Annotated in this window: 18 protein-coding genes; 8 read left to right on the top strand and 10 right to left on the bottom strand. The window is 68.7% G+C overall.

Annotated elements, in window-relative coordinates; genetic code table 11:
* Positions 1-83 precede the first annotated feature (83 nt).
* Positions 84-461 carry a nuclear transport factor 2 family protein gene (locus FHY06_RS14075; protein WP_026346379.1) on the top strand — a complete coding sequence of 126 codons (378 nt, stop codon included), beginning with the start codon at positions 84-86 and terminating at the stop codon, positions 459-461.
* 41 nt (positions 462-502) lie between these two features.
* On the opposite strand, the gene FHY06_RS14070 is transcribed toward FHY06_RS14075, so the two are convergent.
* On the bottom strand, positions 503-1,651 hold the full coding sequence (locus tag FHY06_RS14070; protein WP_184605531.1) for a helix-turn-helix domain-containing protein: 1,149 nt from the start codon (positions 1,649-1,651) through the stop codon (positions 503-505).
* Between the two features lie 178 nt (positions 1,652-1,829).
* Here FHY06_RS14070 and FHY06_RS14065 point away from each other — a divergent pair, with 178 nt between their 5' ends.
* The 7 genes from FHY06_RS14065 (at position 1,830) to FHY06_RS14035 (ending at position 9,586) form a co-directional block, all read left to right on the top strand.
* Positions 1,830-2,327: a (2Fe-2S)-binding protein gene (locus FHY06_RS14065; protein WP_019654746.1), complete on the top strand. Its 498-nt coding sequence runs from the start codon at positions 1,830-1,832 to the stop codon at positions 2,325-2,327.
* A 13-nt stretch (positions 2,328-2,340) separates the two neighbouring features.
* Positions 2,341-4,728 (top strand): xanthine dehydrogenase family protein molybdopterin-binding subunit, encoded by a 2,388-nt coding sequence (locus FHY06_RS14060; protein ID WP_019654747.1) that lies wholly within the window; start codon positions 2,341-2,343, stop codon positions 4,726-4,728.
* A gap of 25 nt (positions 4,729-4,753) precedes the next feature.
* The gene (locus tag FHY06_RS14055) at positions 4,754-5,545 is read left to right on the top strand and encodes an FAD binding domain-containing protein (RefSeq protein ID WP_126185454.1); all 792 of its coding nucleotides are present in this window, start codon (positions 4,754-4,756) and stop codon (positions 5,543-5,545) included.
* Positions 5,546-5,732: 187 nt separating this feature from the next.
* Positions 5,733-6,623 carry an AAA family ATPase gene (locus tag FHY06_RS14050; protein ID WP_126185455.1) on the top strand — a complete coding sequence of 297 codons (891 nt, stop codon included), beginning with the start codon at positions 5,733-5,735 and terminating at the stop codon, positions 6,621-6,623.
* Between the two features lie 7 nt (positions 6,624-6,630).
* Positions 6,631-7,851, top strand: coding sequence for a vWA domain-containing protein (locus FHY06_RS14045; RefSeq protein WP_019654750.1), 1,221 nt, complete (start codon positions 6,631-6,633; stop codon positions 7,849-7,851).
* Between the two features lie 34 nt (positions 7,852-7,885).
* Positions 7,886-8,551 carry an SRPBCC family protein gene (locus FHY06_RS14040; protein ID WP_019654751.1) on the top strand — a complete coding sequence of 222 codons (666 nt, stop codon included), beginning with the start codon at positions 7,886-7,888 and terminating at the stop codon, positions 8,549-8,551.
* Between the two features lie 18 nt (positions 8,552-8,569).
* On the top strand, positions 8,570-9,586 hold the full coding sequence (locus FHY06_RS14035) for an XdhC family protein (protein WP_019654752.1): 1,017 nt from the start codon (positions 8,570-8,572) through the stop codon (positions 9,584-9,586).
* A gap of 49 nt (positions 9,587-9,635) precedes the next feature.
* Here FHY06_RS14035 and mnhG read toward each other — a convergent pair whose 3' ends face one another.
* The 9 genes from mnhG to FHY06_RS13990 form a co-directional block, all read right to left on the bottom strand.
* Positions 9,636-10,019: a monovalent cation/H(+) antiporter subunit G gene (mnhG, locus tag FHY06_RS14030; protein WP_019654753.1), complete on the bottom strand. Its 384-nt coding sequence runs from the start codon at positions 10,017-10,019 to the stop codon at positions 9,636-9,638.
* 61 nt (positions 10,020-10,080) lie between these two features.
* Positions 10,081-10,359 (bottom strand): K+/H+ antiporter subunit F, encoded by a 279-nt coding sequence (locus FHY06_RS14025; protein ID WP_019654754.1) that lies wholly within the window; start codon positions 10,357-10,359, stop codon positions 10,081-10,083.
* On the bottom strand, positions 10,356-10,847 hold the full coding sequence (locus FHY06_RS14020; protein WP_019654755.1) for a Na+/H+ antiporter subunit E: 492 nt from the start codon (positions 10,845-10,847) through the stop codon (positions 10,356-10,358). Before FHY06_RS14020 ends, FHY06_RS14025 begins: the two co-directional genes overlap by 4 nt.
* On the bottom strand, positions 10,844-12,562 hold the full coding sequence (locus FHY06_RS14015) for a monovalent cation/H+ antiporter subunit D (RefSeq protein ID WP_184605530.1): 1,719 nt from the start codon (positions 12,560-12,562) through the stop codon (positions 10,844-10,846). Before FHY06_RS14015 ends, FHY06_RS14020 begins: the two co-directional genes overlap by 4 nt.
* 82 nt (positions 12,563-12,644) lie before the next feature.
* Positions 12,645-12,995: a Na+/H+ antiporter subunit C gene (locus FHY06_RS14010; protein ID WP_019654757.1), complete on the bottom strand. Its 351-nt coding sequence runs from the start codon at positions 12,993-12,995 to the stop codon at positions 12,645-12,647.
* Entirely contained in the window at positions 12,995-15,943 is a 2,949-nt protein-coding gene (locus FHY06_RS14005) for a monovalent cation/H+ antiporter subunit A (protein ID WP_019654758.1), read from the bottom strand. The genes FHY06_RS14010 and FHY06_RS14005 overlap by 1 nt, the downstream gene beginning before the upstream one ends.
* An 87-nt stretch (positions 15,944-16,030) precedes the next feature.
* A complete protein-coding gene (gene crcB, locus FHY06_RS14000) occupies positions 16,031-16,408 on the bottom strand; it encodes a fluoride efflux transporter CrcB (RefSeq protein ID WP_184605529.1) in 378 nt (125 codons plus the stop codon).
* A 10-nt stretch (positions 16,409-16,418) separates the two neighbouring features.
* Positions 16,419-17,720, bottom strand: coding sequence for a TRAP transporter large permease (locus tag FHY06_RS13995; protein WP_019654760.1), 1,302 nt, complete (start codon positions 17,718-17,720; stop codon positions 16,419-16,421).
* Positions 17,713-18,222 (bottom strand): TRAP transporter small permease, encoded by a 510-nt coding sequence (locus FHY06_RS13990; RefSeq protein WP_019654761.1) that lies wholly within the window; start codon positions 18,220-18,222, stop codon positions 17,713-17,715. Before FHY06_RS13990 ends, FHY06_RS13995 begins: the two co-directional genes overlap by 8 nt.
* Positions 18,223-18,230: the final 8 nt, after the last annotated feature.

Raw genomic sequence — 18,230 nt, 5'->3', positions numbered from 1 at the left:
GTCATCGACGCGCATCGCGTGCGGGGCGACCATTCCTTCACCCCGCGATGTTGCGGGTCGACACCCGGAAAGGAATGGTCACCATGAACACTGCCACACACGATGCCACCGCCATTGCCCAACACTACATCGCGGTCTGGAACGAAACCGACGCCGAGCGCCGCGCCGCGCTGATCGAGGCCGGCTGGACCGCCGACGCGCGCTACGTCGATCCGCTCGCCCAGGCCATCGGCCGAGAGCAGATCAGCGCGCTGGTGGGGGTGGTGCACCAGCGCTATCCGGGTTTCCGCTTCAACCTGCTGGGCAAGGCCGATTCGCACGGCGACCATCTGCGCTTCTCGTGGACGCTGGGGCCCAGCGGCGCAGAAGACCTGATCCAGGGCACCGACTTCGCGCAGGTCGATGCGGGCAAGCTGCGGTCGGTGACGGGCTTCCTGGACAAGGTGCCGGTCGGCGCCTGAGCGCCGCAGTCTGAACGAAGGCTGAACGGACTGGCGGTGTTTCAGTCCGGCGCGCCGGCAGGCCGCCCGCGCCACAGCTTGCGGTAGACGGTCGCGCGGCTGATGCCCAGGGTCCGCGCGGCCTCCGCCACGTTGCCGCGGGCATCGGCCACGGCCTTGCGGATCAGCGCGGTTTCCACGTCGCGCAGCCTCGGCCTGTTGTCGGGAGACGGGCTCGCGGAAGCCGCCACGCCACTGCCGCCGGGCTGGGGCCGCACCTGCACCCGCAGGCCCGACCACAGCGGCACCTCGAGCATCGCATCGCCGCGGCGGGCCGCGTCGAACATCATGTGCAGAGGCAGCGCGAAGAGGTCGTTGAAGTTCAGGGCGTGCCCGCCGTGCGGCAGCGGCTGGTGCAGCATCTGCCGCGCCGCTGCGTTGGCGCCGGTCACGCCGCCCACCGCGTCGATGCACAGCAGCCCTTCCGTGGCTTCGCCGCCCGAACTGCCCGGCCACGCCAGGCGCAGCAGCAGTTCGCAGGGCTCGCGCTTGACCAGCATGTTCTCGATGTTGCGCGCCGACAGGGTCGCCAGGTGGCGCAGCTCGGGGCGTTCGGCCACGTGCACCCCGGTCAGGTCGAGCATGCCGATGCAGTCGCCCCGGGGGCCGAAGAGCGGCGCGCCGGCGCAGCTGTAGACGCTGGTGTCGTCGAAGAAATGTTCGCCGCGGTGCAGCCAGACCGATTCCTGCTCGGCCAGGGCGGTACCGATGGCGCTGGTGCCGATGGCGCGCTCCGACAGGTCGACGCCGATGCGCCCGATGTCCCGCGCATAGCGGCTGGCAGCATCGGTGCCGTCGGGCAGGTTGCCCACGTCGACCACGATGCCCTCTGCATCGGTCAGTACGGCGAAATAGCGGGTGTCGGCGATGGCGCGGGAGAGCTGCTCGATCACCGGGCGGGCCGCGGCGACCAGCGCGCGGTTGCGCTCGACGATGTCCTTGCCGGCCGAGCGGCTCACGGGGTCGAACTGGACGCGCTGCTGCGGCCGGCGGCCGGCCTCGATGCAGCGCTGCCAGGAGCGGGTGATCCAGGAGTCGATGCGGGCGGCCCCCCGCGCTCTTTGGGGTGACTCGCCTTCTATCAGTTCGCGGCGGGCTTGGGCGATTGCCAGGGAACGCTCAGGAGGCTGCGAAACGATTGATACAGACATCGTGGTTTTTCGCGCATGTATGCAGGCTTTTCCCAGCCCGCCGGACGGCAGGCTGTTTCATTTTGAGAATTTCGCGCGCTCTGTGCAAGTGTCAAGGGTTTTGCCTAGGATAGTGCGAAAGGCCGGCATCCAAGATGCTTTTGCTCAAACAGCCATCACCTTTTACGGAGACAGCCAAATGCAGGTCGCTTTCAAGGTCAACGGCCGCCCGGTCACGGTCGACGCTCCTCCCAACACCTTTCTCGTACACGCTCTGCGCGAGCATCTCCATCTCACAGGCACCCACGTCGGCTGCGACACCGCCCAGTGCGGCGCCTGCACCGTCCACCTGAACGGTCGGGCCGTCAAGTCGTGCAACATCCTGGTGGCGCAGGCGGCGGGCGCCGAAGTCACCACCATCGAGGGCATCGCCGAAGCCGACGGCACCATGCACCCCATGCAGGCGGCATTCAAGGAGTGCCACGGCCTGCAGTGCGGCTTCTGCACCCCGGGCATGGTCATGAGCGCCATCGATCTGTGCACCCACCATCCCAAGTCGAGCGAGACCGAGATCCGCGAGCTGCTCGACGGCAACCTGTGCCGCTGCACGGGCTACCAGAACATCGTCAAAGCAGTGAAGATGGGCGGCGAGGCCATGGCCTCGGGCACTCCCGTCAAGGCAACGGCAACGGCCTGAGGAGAGCGACATCATGGGCGCTTCCGATTTCTCGAACCTGCCGCACATCGGCGAGGCGGTCCGCCGCAAGGAGGACTACCGATTCCTCACCGGTTCGGGCAACTACACCGACGACATCACGCTGGCCAACCAGAGCCATGCGGTCTTCGTGCGCTCGCCGCACGCCCACGCCGTCGTCAAGTCGGTCGACACCGCCGAGGCGCTGAAGATGCCCGGCGTCATCGGCATCTTCAGCGGCAAGGACATCGAGGGCAAGATGGGCGGGCTGCCCTGCGGCTGGCTCATCAACAACCCCGACGGCACCCCGATGAAGGAGCCGATGCACCCGATCCTGGCCATCAAGAAGGTGCGCTACGTGGGCGACCACGTGGCCATGGTGGTGGCCGAGACGGTGGAGCAGGCCAGGAATGCCGCCGAGGCGGTGGTGGTCGACTACGAGGTGCTGCCCGCGCTGGTGAGCGTGGCCGACGCCGCGAAGAAGGCCGGCGGCGTCACGCTGCACGACGAGGCCCCCGACAACCAGTGCTACAAGTGGGCGCTGGGCGACAAGGCGGCGGTCGATGCGGTGTTCGCCGGCGCCGCGCACGTGACCAAGCTGGACCTCGTCAACAACCGGCTGGTGCCCAACCCCATCGAGCCGCGCGTGGCCATCGGCAGCTACAACCGCGCCGGCGACGACTACACGCTGTACGTCTCCAACCAGAACCCGCACGTCGAGCGCCTGTTGATGACGGCCTTCGTGCTGGGCCTGCCGGAGCACAAGGTCCGGGTGATCGCGCCCGACGTGGGTGGCGGCTTCGGCTCCAAGATCTTCCTGTACGCGGAAGACGTGTGCCTGACGTGGGCCGCGAGGCAGCTCAACCGCAACATCAAGTGGACGGCCGACCGTTCGGAGTGCTTCCTGTCGGATGCGCACGGGCGTGACCACGTGAGCCACGCCGAGATGGCGATGGACAAGGACGGCAAGTTCCTCGCGATGCGCGTGCACACCGACGCCAACCTGGGCGCCTACCTGTCGACCTTCTCGACGGCGGTGCCCACCATCCTCTACGCCACCCTGCTGGCCGGCCAGTACACCACGCCGCAGATCTACGTCGAGGTGGATGCCTGGTTCACCAACACCGCGCCGGTGGATGCCTACCGCGGGGCGGGGCGGCCCGAGGCCACCTACCTGCTGGAGCGGCTGGTGTCGCGCTGCGCCTGGGAAATGAACCTGGGGCAGGACGAGATCCGCAAGCGCAACTTCATCACCGCGTTCCCGTACCAGACGCCCGTGGCGCTGCAGTACGACACGGGCGACTTCCATGCCTGCATGGACAAGGCGCGCGTGCTGGCGGAAGTCGATGGCTATGCGGCGCGCAAGGCTGCGAGCGAAGCCAACGGCAAGCTGCGCGGCATCGGGTATTCGAGCTACATCGAGGCCTGCGGCATCGCGCCGTCGAACATCGCAGGCGCCCTCGGCGCACGTGCGGGCCTGTTCGAATGCGGCGAGATTCGCGTGCACCCGACCGGCAGCGTGACGGTGTTCACCGGCTCGCACAGCCACGGCCAGGGCCACGAGACCACCTTCGCGCAGGTCGTGGCGGCGCGGCTGGGCATTCCGGTCGAGAACGTCGACGTGGTGCACGGCGACACCGGCCGCGTGCCCTTCGGAATGGGCACCTACGGTTCGCGCTCCATCTCGGTGGGCGGCGCGGCCATCATGAAGGCGCTCGACAAGATCGAGACCAAGGCCAAGAAGATCGCCGCGCACCTGATGGAAGCCAGCGACGCCGACGTCGAGTTCGCCAACGGCGAGTTCACGGTCAAGGGCACCGACAAGAAAATCCCGTTCGGCCAGGTGGCGCTGACGGCCTACGTGCCGCACAACTACCCGCTCGACAAGCTGGAGCCCGGCCTGAACGAGACCGCCTTCTACGACCCGACCAACTTCACCTTCCCGGGCGGCACCTACATCTGCGAGGTCGAGGTCGACAAGCAGACCGGCGAGGTCCGCGTCGACCGCTTCACCGCGGTGGACGACTTCGGCACCATCATCAATCCGATGATCGTCGAGGGCCAGGTGCACGGCGGGCTGGTGCAGGGCATCGGGCAGGCGCTGCTCGAGAACTGCGTCTACGACAAGGAGACCGGCCAGCTGCTCACCGGCAGCTTCATGGACTACGCCATGCCGCGCGCCGGCGACTTCCCTCAGTTCAAGCTCGACACCGTGTGCACCCCGTGCACGCACAACCCGCTGGGCACCAAGGGCTGCGGCGAAGCGGGGGCCATCGGCTCGCCGCCGGCCGTGATCAATGCGGTGCTCGACGCGCTGGCGCCGCTGGGCGTCAAGGATTTCGACATGCCCGCATCGCCCGCCCGCGTCTGGGAAGCGATGCAGGCTGCAGCCGCCAACCCCTGAACTAGAACAAAGAAGGAACCACACCATGTACGCCTTCACACTCGAACGGCCCGCCTCGGTGGCCGACGCGGCAAGACTCGTGGCCTCCGGCGCCAAGCCGCTGGCCGGCGGACAGACCCTGCTGGCTTCCATGAAGCTGCGGCTTTCGGCACCCGAGCAGCTCGTGGACCTGAGCGGCATCAAGGAGATCGCCGGCATCACGAAAAGCGGCGACGCCATCACCATCGGCGCCATGTCGCGCCACCTGGACGTGGCGAACAACGCCGACGTGAAGGCCGCCTACCCGGCGCTGGCCGACCTGGCCTCGCGCATCGGCGACCGGCAGGTGCGCGCGATGGGCACCATCGGCGGCTCGGTGGCCAACAACGACCCGGCCGCCTGCTACCCCAGCGCCGTGCTGGCCTCGGGCGCGACCATCGTCACCTCCAAGCGAGAGATCGCGGCCGATGACTTCTTCCAGGGCCTCTTCACCACTGCGCTGGAAGAAGACGAGCTCATCACCGCCATCCGCTTTCCCGTGCCGAAGCGTGCGGCCTACGAGAAGCTGCGCCAGAAGGCGTCGCACTTCCCGCTGGTCGGCGTGTTCCTCGCACAGTACGACGGCGGCGTGCGCGTGGCTATCACCGGCGCGGGCAATGGCGTGTTCCGTCATGCAGGGCTGGAAGATGCGCTCAACAAGAGCTTCACCGCCGCGGCTGCCGCCGCCGTGAAGATCGACGCGAGCGACCTGAACAGCGACCTGCATGCATCGGCCGCCTACCGTGCGAACCTGATCAGCGTGCTGACGCAAAGGGCCGTGACCAAGGCGCTGGGCTGACGCAGTCGGGCGCGGAGGGTTCGGACCGAACCGGACACGTGAAGGGTGCGAAGGTTTCGTGAGAGGCGCAAAGGAACAGCCAGGAATTTTTTTCGGTTTCTCTTTCGCGTTCTTCGCGCGATCCTCGCGCCCTTCGCGTCCGGATGTCCGCCTCCGCCTTCGCAACGGCCATCCATTACCCTAGGCCATGATCTTTCCCAGCATCGACTCCCTCTCCGCCGGACTCATGCAGGCCGGCTATTTCGCCGACCGGCGACTGGCCACGGCCGTGTTCCTCGCGCTGAAGCTGCAGCGTCCCCTGCTGCTCGAAGGCGAGCCCGGCGTGGGCAAGACCGAGCTGGCGAAGGCGCTTTCGACGGCGCTGGGGCGGGAGCTGCTGCGGCTGCAGTGCTACGACGGCCTGGAGCAGCGCGAGGCGCTCTATGAATGGAACTACGCCGCGCAGCTGCTGCACATGCGCGCCGCCGAGGCGACGGGCGCGGCCCGCGACGTGGAGGCCGAGGTCTACCAGCCGCACTACCTGATCCGCCGTCCGCTGCTGCAGGCGCTGCAGACGCCGCTGCCGGGTGCCGTGCTGCTGATCGACGAGGTCGACCGCGCCGACGAGCCCTTCGAGGCCTTCCTGCTCGAGTACCTGGGCGAGTACCAGGTCAGCATTCCCGAGCTGGGCACGGTGCGCGCGGTGGTGCCCCCGGTGACCATCCTCACGAGCAACCGCACGCGCGAGCTCAACGATGCGGTCAAGCGCCGCTGCCTCTATCACTGGCTCGACTACCCCGAGCGCGAGCGCGAGCTGGCCATCGTGCGTGCACGTGTGCCCGAAGCCGGCGAGAAGCTGTCGGCGCAAGTCGCCGCCTTCGTCGCGCGGCTGCGCGAGGCACCGTTCGCCAATGCCTTCCAGCGCGCGCCCGGCATTGCCGAGAGCGTCGAATGGGCGAGGGCGCTGATCGCGCTCGACACAGTCGAACTCGACCCCGAAGTGGTGGTCGACACCGCCGGCATCCTCTTCAAGCAGCGCGACGACGTGGCCGCCCTGACGCAGGAGCTGGCATCGGACCTGCTCAAGCCGGAGGCGTGAACTGTCGATGGCCACCACCGGCGTGCAGCAACTCGGCGACGTCCGCAGCGGAAAGCTCGCGGGCAACATCACCGCCTTCGGCCGTGCGCTGCGCCGCGCGGGCGTGCGCACCGACGCGATGCGCATCGCCCTCGCGGCCGAGGCCGCTTCGCTCGTGGGCGTGGAAGACAGGCTCGACCTGAGCGCCGCCATGGAGGCGGTGATGGTCAGCCGCGAGCAGGACCGCATGGTGTTCCGCGAGCTCTTCGACGCCTGGTTCCGCGACCCGGAGCTTGCGAACAAGCTGCTGGCCCAGATGCTGCCGAGCGCCGAAGGCAAGGCCGAGCCGTCCAAGCGCCGGCCGCGCGTACGGGAGGCCCTGAGCGCACCGCGCGCGCTCGCCAGGCCGGTGGAGCCGGCCAAGCCCGATCGCGAGGTCGAGTTCGACGCCGCCATGACGTCGAGCGACAGGCAGCGCCTGCAGCATGCCGACTTCAACGCGCTCGGCGCCGCCGAGTACCGCCTGGTGGAGCGGCTCGCGCGCGACATCCGCCTGCCGATTCCCGAACTGCCATCGCGCCGCCTGCGCGTGGCCGGCGAGGCGGGCCGCCAGCATGCGCGCATGCACTGGCCGGGCGTGCTGCACGAGGCGGCGCGCACCGGCGGCGAGATCATGCGGCTGCCCCGGCTGGCCCGGCGCGAGCAGCCGCTGCCGCTGCTGGTGCTGGTCGACGTCTCGGGCTCGATGGAGCGCTATGCGCGCCTGCTGCTGGCCTTTCTGCATGCCGCGACGCGCCGTGCCGGCCGCCGCGACGTGTTCGCCTTCGGCACCCGGCTGACCGACCTGACGCCCGCATTCCGGCTGGCCGACACGGACGAGATGCTCGGCGCCGCCAGCCTCGCCATCGACGACTTCGCAGGCGGCACCCGCTTCGGCGCCTCGCTGGCCGAGCTGAGGCGTGCCCATGCCCGCCGGCTGACCGGCCGCCGCACGCTGGTGCTGGTGATCAGCGACGGGCTCGATACCGGCGAGCCCTCGCTGCTGGAGCATGAGCTGCTGTGGCTCAAGCGCCATTCGCGCCGGCTCCTGTGGCTCAACCCGCTGCTGCGCTTCGAGGGCTACGCCCCTCTGGCGCGTGGGGCCGCCGTGCTGCACCGGCAGGCGGACGCGATGCTGGCGGTCCACAATCTCAGCGCACTCGAACAGCTCGCCGCGAGCCTCGCCGCACTGATGCGGTCCGGCCGCTAGCGGCGCCCAGGAAGGAAGACAAAGGAACCCCACCATGGAAATGCTCGGAAACCGCCGCCTAGGCATCACCCAACAACAGGCATGGGAAGCGCTCAACGATCCCGAGACGCTGAAGAAGTGCATTCCCGGCTGCGACAAGTTCGAGCTCACGGGCGAGAACCAGTACAGCGTCGCGCTGGCCCTGAAGATCGGCCCGGTCTCGGCCAAGTTCAACGGCAAGGTGCAGCTCTCGGACATCTCTGCACCGCATGGCTACAAGCTCACCTTCGAAGGGCAGGGCGGCGTGGCGGGCTTCGCCAAGGGCTCTTCGAGCGTCACGCTCAAGCCGGTCGCCACGGACGCGGCGGCCACCCCTGCCGGTGATGCCGTCGTGCACGAGGCCGATGCGGCGACGCCGCCTGACGCCGCCCCCGCCGGCTGCGAACTCGACTACACCGTGCAGGCCCAGGTCGGCGGCAAGATCGCCCAGCTGGGCCAGCGGCTGATCGACGGCGCGGCCAAGTCCACGGCCGACGATTTCTTCAAGCGCTTCGAGGCCGAGATGCAGAGCCGCTACGGGCCGCCGCCTGCGCCTGCCGAGGAAGCCGCCGAGGCGCCTGCCGAGAAGAGCGGGATGATGTCCGGCCTCATGAAGAAGATCGGCCTCGGCAAGAAGGACGACAAGGACGCGCCCGCCGCTCCCGGCGGCGACGCGGCCTGAACCCGGGACTGCAGCGTCATGGAAAACCTCGACGTCATGGTGCTGCGCACGCTGCGCGACTGGCGGCGTGCCGGCAAGCGCGCGCTGCTGGCGACGGTGGTGCGTACCTGGGGTTCGTCGCCCCGGCCGGTGGGTTCGATCATGGCCCTGGCGGAAGACGGTGCGGTGGTCGGCTCGGTCTCTGGCGGCTGCATCGAGGACGACCTGATCGCGCGCTACAGCCATGCCCACGGCAAGGCGGAAGACGTGCCGCTGGGCGCGCCGCCCTCGCTCGTGAAATACGGCATCACCGCCGACGAGGCACACCGCTTCGGCCTGCCCTGCGGCGGCACGCTGGAGCTGCTGCTCGAATACGCGCCCGACGCCGGCTCGCTCGAGCAGCTGGTAGCGCAGCTGGAGCAGGGCAAGCTGATGCAGCGCACGGTGACGCTCGCCACCGGCGCGGTGCGGCTCGCCGAAGCCAAGGCGCCCGACGAACTCACGGTGAACGACACCGAGCTGACCAACACCTTCGGCCCCGAGTACCGCATGCTGCTGATCGGCGCCGGCCAGCTCGCCGAATACCTGGCCACCATGGCCAAGTTCAGCGGCTTCGCCGTCACGCTGTGCGACCCTCGCGCCGAGTACCGCACCGCATGGTCGCTGCCCGGCGTGCACATCACGACCGAGATGCCCGACGACGCCGTGACCGCCTTCAGGCCCGACCGCCGCAGCTGCGTGGTCGCGCTCACGCACGACCCCAAGCTCGACGACCTCGCGCTGCTGGAGGCGCTCCAAAGCGACGCCTTCTACGTCGGCGCCATCGGCTCGCGGCGCAATGCCGATGCGCGGCGCGGTCGCATGATCGAGCACTTCGACCAGACCGAGGAGTCGCTCGCGCGCCTGCGCGGGCCCATCGGCATCTACATCGGCAGCAAGACGCCGCCGGAGATCGCGGTGAGCGTGATGGCGGAAATCCTCGCGGTGAAGAACGCGGTGACGCTGCCGCGCGAGATGGAAGTGGCGCAGGCCAAGGAGCGGCTGCTGTCCTCGTGACCTTTGTGGCCCCGGTGCCCCTCGTGACCCGTATGACCGCGCGGCTCGATCAGCCCTCGTAGGGCGGGATCGGCCCCTGGTCCGATGGTGCCGGCGGCGGCACGTCGCCGTTCTTCTGGCGTTCCCGGAACAGCGCGGCGCGCATCAGGAAGATGGTGGTCACAGGCGTGGTCAGCGCCACGAACAGCACGATCAGCACCGCGTGCATGAAGAGGCTGTGGCCCTGCGCCGAGAAGTACACGATGGTAGCGACCGTCATCGACCACACGCCGCCGGTGGCACCCAGCGTGGGCGCATGGATGCGTCGGAAGAAGGTCGGCAGCCGCACCAGCCCGAAGGAGCCGATGGCGGCGAAGGCCGCGCCCAGCACCGCGAAGACGGCGGTGACGATCTCGGCCCACAGCGGCATCGGGCCCACGATGAAATCGCTCATCGGAATACCTCCGTGCTTCGCACCGCGGTGCGAGCTTGCTTGGGGCGGCCCGGCGCGGCGCTCATTCGATCACCTCCCCGCGCAGCAGGAACTTGGCCATCGCCGTCGAGCTCACGAAGCCGAACAGCGCGATCAGCATCGCGGCGGCGAAGTACACGTCGCTCGCGTAGACGATGCCCAGCACCAGCATCATCAGCATGCCGTTGATGTAGAGGCAGTCCAGCGCCATCACGCGGTCTTGGGCGGAAGGGCCGATCAGCAGGCGCGCGACGGCGCAGAGCATCGCCACCGCCAGCAGGAACAGCGCGAACTTGAGCGACCAGAAAAGGATGGGCGTCATGATTCGAAGATCTCCATCAGCGGACGTTCGTAGCGGCTCTTGATCTGCGCGATGAAGGCTGCTTCGTCGTCGAGGTCGAACACGTGGATCAGCAGGGTGGTGCGATCGAAGGCCACCTCGCCCCAGGCGGTGCCGGGCGTGAGGCACATGATCATCGAGAGCACCGCGAGGCCGTTGGGGTCGCGCAGGTCGAGCGGTATGCGCAGGAAGCTCGCATGGATGCTCTCGCTGCGGCGCGTGAGCAGCGCACGCGCCACCGCGAACACCGACACCGACATGTCGTAGAGCACGATGCAGCACAGCCGCAGCGCCACGCCGGGCCGGCGCATGCGTACCGTGGCCGGCCGCAGGCCCTTGGTCAGCAGCGGCACGGCAATGGCGAGCAGCACGCCCGAAAGGAGCGTGCTTGCCTCGAGCGACTGGTTGAGCAGCAGCCAGATGACGAACAGCGCGAGCGACAGCGGCGGAGATGGGATCAGGCGTCTCATTGCGCGCCTGCCTTTCCTTCGGCCTTGGCGGCGGGCACCGGGTTCGGAACCTGCCGCGCTTCCATCACTGCAGCGCGATAGGCCGTGGGCGTGCGCAGGCCCTTGGCGGTGGCCATCGCGTGGCGCATCACCGGTTCGGCCCAGATCGTGAGCGCGATGCCGGCGACGATGAGCCCCGCCACGGGCAGCACTTCGAGCGCCGGCAGCGAGGGCAGGTTGCCATGCGGCTGGGTCCAGAAATGGCGGATGCCGGTGCGGCTCAGCGCGATCAGCGCGAGGAAGCCCGATGCGATCAGCAGCACGAGAAAGGTCCAGCCGGCCATGCCGACGGCGCCGCTGCCATTCATCAAGCCGGAGAGCATCGCGAACTTGCCGACGAAGCCCGAAAGCGGCGGCAGGCCGGTCAGCAGCAGCGTGCAGATCATGAAGCTCAGGCCGAGAAAAGCGACGCCCGCCGGGATGGCCCGGCCGTAGAGCGCCTGCGCGTCGTCGTCGAGGTTCACGTCGCTCAGCGCGCTCAGGTCTTCGGCCAGGAAGGGCGCCGTGCCCGCGACCTCGTGCGGCGCCACGCTCATGCCGGCATTGCGCCAGCGCTCGATCATGTCGGTCAGCAGGAAGAAGGCGCTCACCGCGAGCGTGGAGCTCAGCAGGTAGAAGAGGGCGCCGGCCCACACGGCCGGTTGGCCCAGCCCCACCGCGGCGAGCAGCGTGCCGGCCGACATCAGCACGCTGAAGCCCGCGAGGTTGGAAAGCCGCTGCGTGCCGAGGATGCCCAGGGCCGCGACGAAGAGCGTGGCGATGCCCGCGCCCACCAGCACCGGCTGGCCGAAGGCGGCCGAGGCGCCGGTGTCGGGCGCGAAAAGCACCGTCCACAGCCGCAGCACGGTGTAGACGCCCAGCTTGGTGAGCAGCGCGAACACCGCGCCCACCGGAGACACCGCCGCGCTGTAGGCCGGCACCAGCCAGAAGTTGAGCGGCCACGCGCCCGCCTTGGCGAAGAAGGCGGTGAAGAGGATGGCCGTGGCCGCGTGCACCAGCCCGCGGTCGCCCGGCGAGAGCTCGGCGATGCGCATGCCCAGGTCGGCCATGTTGAGCGTGCCGGTCACGCCGTAGAGGATGGCCGCGCCGATCAGGAACAGCGAGGAGGCCGCGAGGTTGATCGCGATGTAGTGCAGCCCCGCCTGCACGCGCAGCCGGCCCGAACCGTGCAGCAGCAGGCCGTAGGAGGCCGCGAGCATCACCTCGAAGAACACGAACAGGTTGAACAGGTCGCCAGTGAGGAAGGCGCCGTTCAGCCCCATGAGCTGCAGCTGCAGCAGCGGATGGAAGTGCACGCCCGCGCGGTCCCAGCGCGAGGTGGAGTAGATCGACGCCGCGAAGGCGATCACGCCGGTGAGCGCCACCATCATGGTCGAGAGCCGGTCGGCCACCAGCACGATGCCGAAGGGCGCGCGCCAGTTGCCCGGCAGGTAGACGCCGATGGAGCCGGGTCCGCCGCCCGTGTCGGGCGCGTTCACCCAGCGCAGCAGCGCCAGCGCGGCCAGCAGGCCGACCAGGCCGGAGATCACGCTCAGGGCCGACTTGGCGCGCCGGCGGTTCTCGCCCAGCAGCAGCATGAGTGCGGCCGTGAGCATGGGCACGAGGATCGGCACCGCCACCAGGTGCGGCATGCTGAACTCGAGCAGCTGGTCGAGCAGGTGGAAGATCTCTTTCATCGGCCTTCCCCCGGGCTTGCCGCTGCGTGCGCCGCGCCGACCCCCTCAAGGGGGCGCGCGCCTTCGGGTGCTTGCGCGTCGCTCATTCCGCCTCCTGCCGTTCTTCACCGTCCACGTGGTCGGTGCCGGTGAGGCCGCGCGAGGCGAGCATCACGACGAGGAAGAGCGCCGTCATCGCGAAGCCGATCACGATGGCGGTGAGCACCAGCGCCTGCGGCATCGGGTCGGCCGTGTTGGCCAGCGTGGCGGTGAGGCCCTTGACGAGCACCGGCTCGCTGTCGACCTTGAGCCGTCCCATGCTGAAGATGAAGAGGTTGACCGCGTACGAGATCAGCGTCAGGCCCATGATGACCTGGAAGGTGCGCGGGCGCAGCAGCATGTAGACGCCAGAGCCGGTGAGCACCCCGATGGCGAGTGCGAGCACGATTTCCATCAGGCGGCCCCTCCCTCGGAGGTGGGGGCGGCGGTCGCCTCCGCGTCTTTTTCTTTTTGCTCGTCGGCCCAGCGGTGGCTTCGTATCGACTGGTGGGCCAGCGCGGTCAGGATCAGCATGGTGGCGCCGAGCACCAGCGCGAACACACCGGTGTCGAAGAAGAGGGCGCTGGGCACGTGCACCTCGCCCAGGATCGGCAGGTGCAGGTGCGCGGTGTGCGTGGTCAGGAAGGGGTAGCCGAGGAACACCGCACCGGCGCCGGTGGCCAGCGCCAGCAGCAGGCCGATGGCGATCCAGCGGCGCGGGTAGATGCGCAGGTGCTCCTCCACCCATTCGGTGCCCGAGACGATGAACTGCAGCACCAGCGCGACCGACATCACCAGCCCCGCGACGAAGCCGCCGCCCGGCGCGTTGTGGCCGCGCATGAAGAAGTAGACCGACACCAGCACCGATACCGGCAGCAGCAGGCGCACCAGCACGGCCGGCACCATCAGGTAGCCGACGGCCGTGTCCTTGGCGCGGCGCGGGTTCAGCAGGTCGCTGCTGCCGTCGTCGGCCTGCAGCCGCTGCTGGATCGGCAGGGCCATCGATTCGATGGCCGGGCGGAAGCGCCGCAGCAGCGCATACACGGTGAGCGCGACGATGCCGAGCACGGTGATCTCGCCGAAGGTGTCGAAGCCGCGGAAGTCGACCAGCATCACGTTGACCACATTGGTGCCGCCGCCCTCGGTGAGCGCGCGTTCGAGGAAGAAGGGCGAGATGCTCTGCGGAAAGGTGCGCGTCATCATGGCCCAGGCCAGCGCGGCCATGCCGCTGCCGGCGATGGCGGCGATCAGCAGGTCGCGGCCGCGCCGGCCCCAGGGCTTGAGCCGCGCGCGCGCGGGCTGAACCACGTCCTTGCTGCGCATCGGCAGCCAGCGCAGGCCCAGCAGGATCAGCACGGTGGTGACGGCCTCGACCACCAGCTGCGTCAGCGCGAGGTCGGGCGCAGAGAACCAGATGTAGGTGACGCACGAGACCAGCCCCGCGGCCGCGGCCAGCATCAGTGCCGCCAGCCGGTGGAACTTGGCCTGCCACGCGGCGGCCACCGCGCATGTGCCGCCGATGAGCCAGGTCATGGCGAACATCGGCGAGAAGGGCAGCAGCTCGCGCGTGCCGGGCGCGGCGGGCGTGAGCTGCAGGGAGGCTGTCGCGCCCGCCACCGCCACGACCACCAGCAGCAGCAGTTGCCACTGCATGCGCTTCGTGCCGAAGAGACGGCGGCTGCGCCGGCCAGCCTCGCTCAGCAGCGCGATCAGGTGCTCGAAGATGACCTGGCCGTCGAAGCGGTGCAGCAGGGGCGTGTTCTCGAGGCCGCCGCGCGCGCGCTGGCGGCGTTGCAGCAGGTAAAGCGCGGCGCCGCCGGCCAGCGCCACGAAGCTCATCAAGAGCGGCAGGTTGAAGCCGTGCCACACGGCCAGGCTGTACTCGGGCAGCGTGCCGCCGACCACCGGTGATGCAGCCGCGGCGAGCATCGGCCCGACCGACCACGCTGGCGCCACGCCCACCACCAGGCACACCAGCACCAGCAGCTCGACCGGCACCCGCATCCAATGCGGCGGTTCGTGCGGATGCTTGGGCACCTCGTCGCCGCAGGGCGGGCCGAAGAACACGTCGAAGACGAAGCGCGCCGAGTAGGCCACGCTGAAGATGCCGGCCAGCGTGGCGATCAGCGGCAGGCTGAGGTCGACCCACGGCGTGGCCTGGATGAACACCGTCTCCGCGAAGAACATCTCCTTCGAGAGGAAGCCGTTGAGCAGCGGCACGCCGGCCATCGAGGCGCTCGCGATGATGGCCAGCGTGCCGGTGATCGGCATGAGCCGCATCAGGCCGCTGAGCTTGCGGATGTCGCGCGTGCCCGTCTCGTGGTCGATGATGCCGGCCGCCATGAAGAGCGACGCCTTGAAAGTGGCGTGGTTCATCACGTGGAAGACCGCCGCCACCGCCGCGAGCGGGCTGTTCAGCCCCAGCAGCAGCGTGATGAGCCCGAGGTGCGAGATGGTGGAGTAGGCCAGCAGCGCCTTCAGGTCGCGCTGGAACATCGCGATGAAGCCGCCGAGCAGCAGCGTGACGGCACCGGCACCGCCCACCATCCAGAACCACTGCTCGGTGCCCGAGAGCACCGGCCACAGCCGCGCCATCAGGAACACGCCCAGCTTCACCATGGTGGCCGAGTGCAGGTAGGCCGACACCGGCGTGGGCGCTGCCATGGCGCGCGGCAGCCAGAAGTGGAAGGGGAACTGCGCGCTCTTGGTGAAGGCGCCCAGCAATATCAGCGTGAGAGCCGTCGGATACAGCGCGTGCGCGCGGATGAGCTCGCCCGAGGCCAGCACCGTGTCGAGCTCGTAGCTGCCGGTGATGCGGCCCAGCACCAGCACGCCCGCCAGCAGGCACAGCCCGCCCGCGCCGGTGACCGTGAGCGCCATGCGCGCGCCGCGCCGCGCGTCGCGGCGGTGGTGCCAGTAGCCGATCAGCAGGAAGGAGAACAGGCTGGTGAGCTCCCAGAACAGCACCATCTGGATCAGGTTGCCCGAGAGCACCACGCCCATCATCGCGCCCATGAACGCGAGGAAGAACGAGAAGAAGCGAGGCACCGGGTCGGAGGCCGACATGTAGTAGCGCGCGTACAGCACCACTAGCGCGCCGATGCCCAGCACCAGCATGCAGAAGAGCCACGCGAAGCCGTCCATGCGGAACACGAGGTTCAGGCCCAGTGCGGGCAGCCATTCGATCTGCTGCCGCAGCACGCCGCCGTTGGCGATCTTGGGGAAGAACCATGCGGCCTGGATGGCGCAACCCAGCGCGACCAGCCCTGCCAGCGTCGACTCCCTGTTGCGCGCGTTGGAAGGCATCAACGCGGCCAGCACGCTGGCGATGAAGGGGAGGGCGACGAGAAAGACCAGGGGCATTGGGGTCGATTCTATCGGGCGACCCTATGGAATGCCTTATCTATAACCGCAAGACATAAGGCAGTTTTAGTGCGGTTTTCATCTGCTTCAGGAAGCGAAAGCCTGCACGCTGCGGATGCCGAGCCAGGTGAGGAAGAGCGACCCGCCCAGATGGGCGGCTGCAGTCACCATGGCCACGCCGAGCCTGCCTTCCAGCAGCATGGTCGTGACCTCGGCCGAGAAGCTCGAGAAGGTGGTGAGCCCGCCCAGGAAGCCCGTCACCAGCGCGAGCCGCCAGACGGGATCGAGATCGGGCAGCAGCTGGAAGGTGGCGACGGCGATCCCTATGAGGTAGCCGCCGATCAGGTTGGCCGCCAGCGTGCCCCAGGGGATGAGGCCGCCGACGCCGAACCACAGGGCCAGGCCCCAGCGGGCCAGGGCGCCGATCGAGGCGCCGATGCAGATGGCGATGATTGGAAGGAGCATGCCCTGATTGTCAGGGCGCCATCTGCTGAGGCAGCCAGGTCACGAGTTGCGGCACGAAGTAGATGATGAGCACCGCCGCCACCATGAGGAAGAACATCGGCAGCGTGACGCGCGCGATGTAGAGCAGGTCCTTGCCCGTCATGCCCTGCAGTACGAACAGGTTGAAGCCCACGGGCGGCGTGATCTGCGCCATCTCGACCACAAGCACGATGAAGATGCCGAACCAGACCGGGTCGATGCCCGCCGCGTTCACGGTCGGCATGATCACGCCCATGGTCAGCACGACCATCGAGATGCCGTCGAGGAAGCAGCCGAGAACGATATAGAACGCCGCCAGCATCAGGATCAGCTGGAACTTCGACAGGCCCAGCGAGCCGATCCATTCGGCCAGGTGCCGTGGCAGACCGATGTAGCCCATGGCCAGCGTGAGGAAGGCAGCGCCCGCGAGGATCAGCGCCATCATGCAGTACAGGCGCGTGGCGCCAAGCAGCGCCTCCTTGAAGCTGTTCCACGTCAGCGAGCCCTGCGCGGCCGAAATGACCATCGCGCCCACCACGCCGACCGCAGCCGCCTCGGTTGCCGTGGCGATGCCCGCGTAGATGGAGCCGAGCACCGACAGGATCAGCAGCGCCACCGGGATCAGCGACATCGAAGCCCTGAGCTTCTCGGCGAAGGGCAGCTTCGCGTCGGCCGGCGGCACCCGGTCGGGATTGCGCAGCGCCCAGAAAACGATGTAGCCCGAGAAAAGCAGCGCCAGCATGATGCCGGGGATGACGCCCGCGATGAACAGCCGCGCGATCGACACGTCCGCGCTCACGCCGTAGACGATCATGATGATCGAGGGCGGGATCAGCAGCCCCAGCGTGCCGGCGCCGGCCAGCGTACCGATGACCATGTCGTCGGGGTAACCGCGCCGCTTGAGCTCGGGCAGGCTCATCTTGCCGATGGTGGCGCAGGTCGCGGCGCTGGACCCGGACACCGCGGCGAACACCGCGCAGCCCGCCACGTTGGTGTGCAGCAGCCGGCCGGGCAGGCTCTGCATCCACGGGGCGAGGCCCTTGAACATGTCCTGCGAGAGCCGCGTGCGGAACAGGATCTCGCCCATCCACACGAACAGCGGCAGCGCGGTGAGCGTCCAGCTGGATGCCGATCCCCAGATGGTCACGGCCATGGCGTCGCCCGCCGGGCGCGAGGAAAAAATCTGCATGGCGATCCACGCCACGCCCGAGAGCGTGAGGCCGATCCAGACGCCGCTGCCGAGGATGAGGAACAGCGCGGCGATCAGCACGCCCGCGATGGCGATGTCACTCATGGCGAAGCGCCTCCGTTTCGGCCGGCTTGGCGGGGCGGCCGCGCCACTCGATCACGAACTCGTCCAGCGACGCGACCGCGAAGACGATGGCGCCGAGCGCCATCGACAGCTGCGGAATCCACAGCGGCGTGGCGTCGTTGCTGGTGGAGATGTCGTGGTAGTCGTAGGACTGCCAGGCCAGCCGCATGCTGTACCAGGCGAACAGCAGCGCCAGCAGCGCCGCCGCGCCCATCGCCCACCGCTCCAGCCACCGCTGTGCCGCGGGCGGCAGGTTCTGCAGCACCAGCGTCACGCGGATGTGTTCGCCGCGCTTGAGTGTGTGCGCGAGCGCCATGAAGCCAGCGCCGGCCATCAGGTAGCCGGCGTAGGCGTCGATGCCGGGGATGTTGAAATGCAGCTGCCGACCGAGGATGGACAGCAGCACCATCACCAGCAGGCCGATCATGAAAAGCGCCGCCAGTGCGGCGGCGCTCATGTAGAGAAAGTCGAGCGTCTTGCGCATCGGGTGCG

Source organism: Variovorax atrisoli (assembly GCF_014195185.1).
Lineage (GTDB): Bacteria > Pseudomonadota > Gammaproteobacteria > Burkholderiales > Burkholderiaceae_C > Variovorax > Variovorax atrisoli.
The sequence above is the reverse complement of the archived record's forward strand: the minus strand, read 5'-3'. Positions and strand labels throughout refer to the sequence as shown.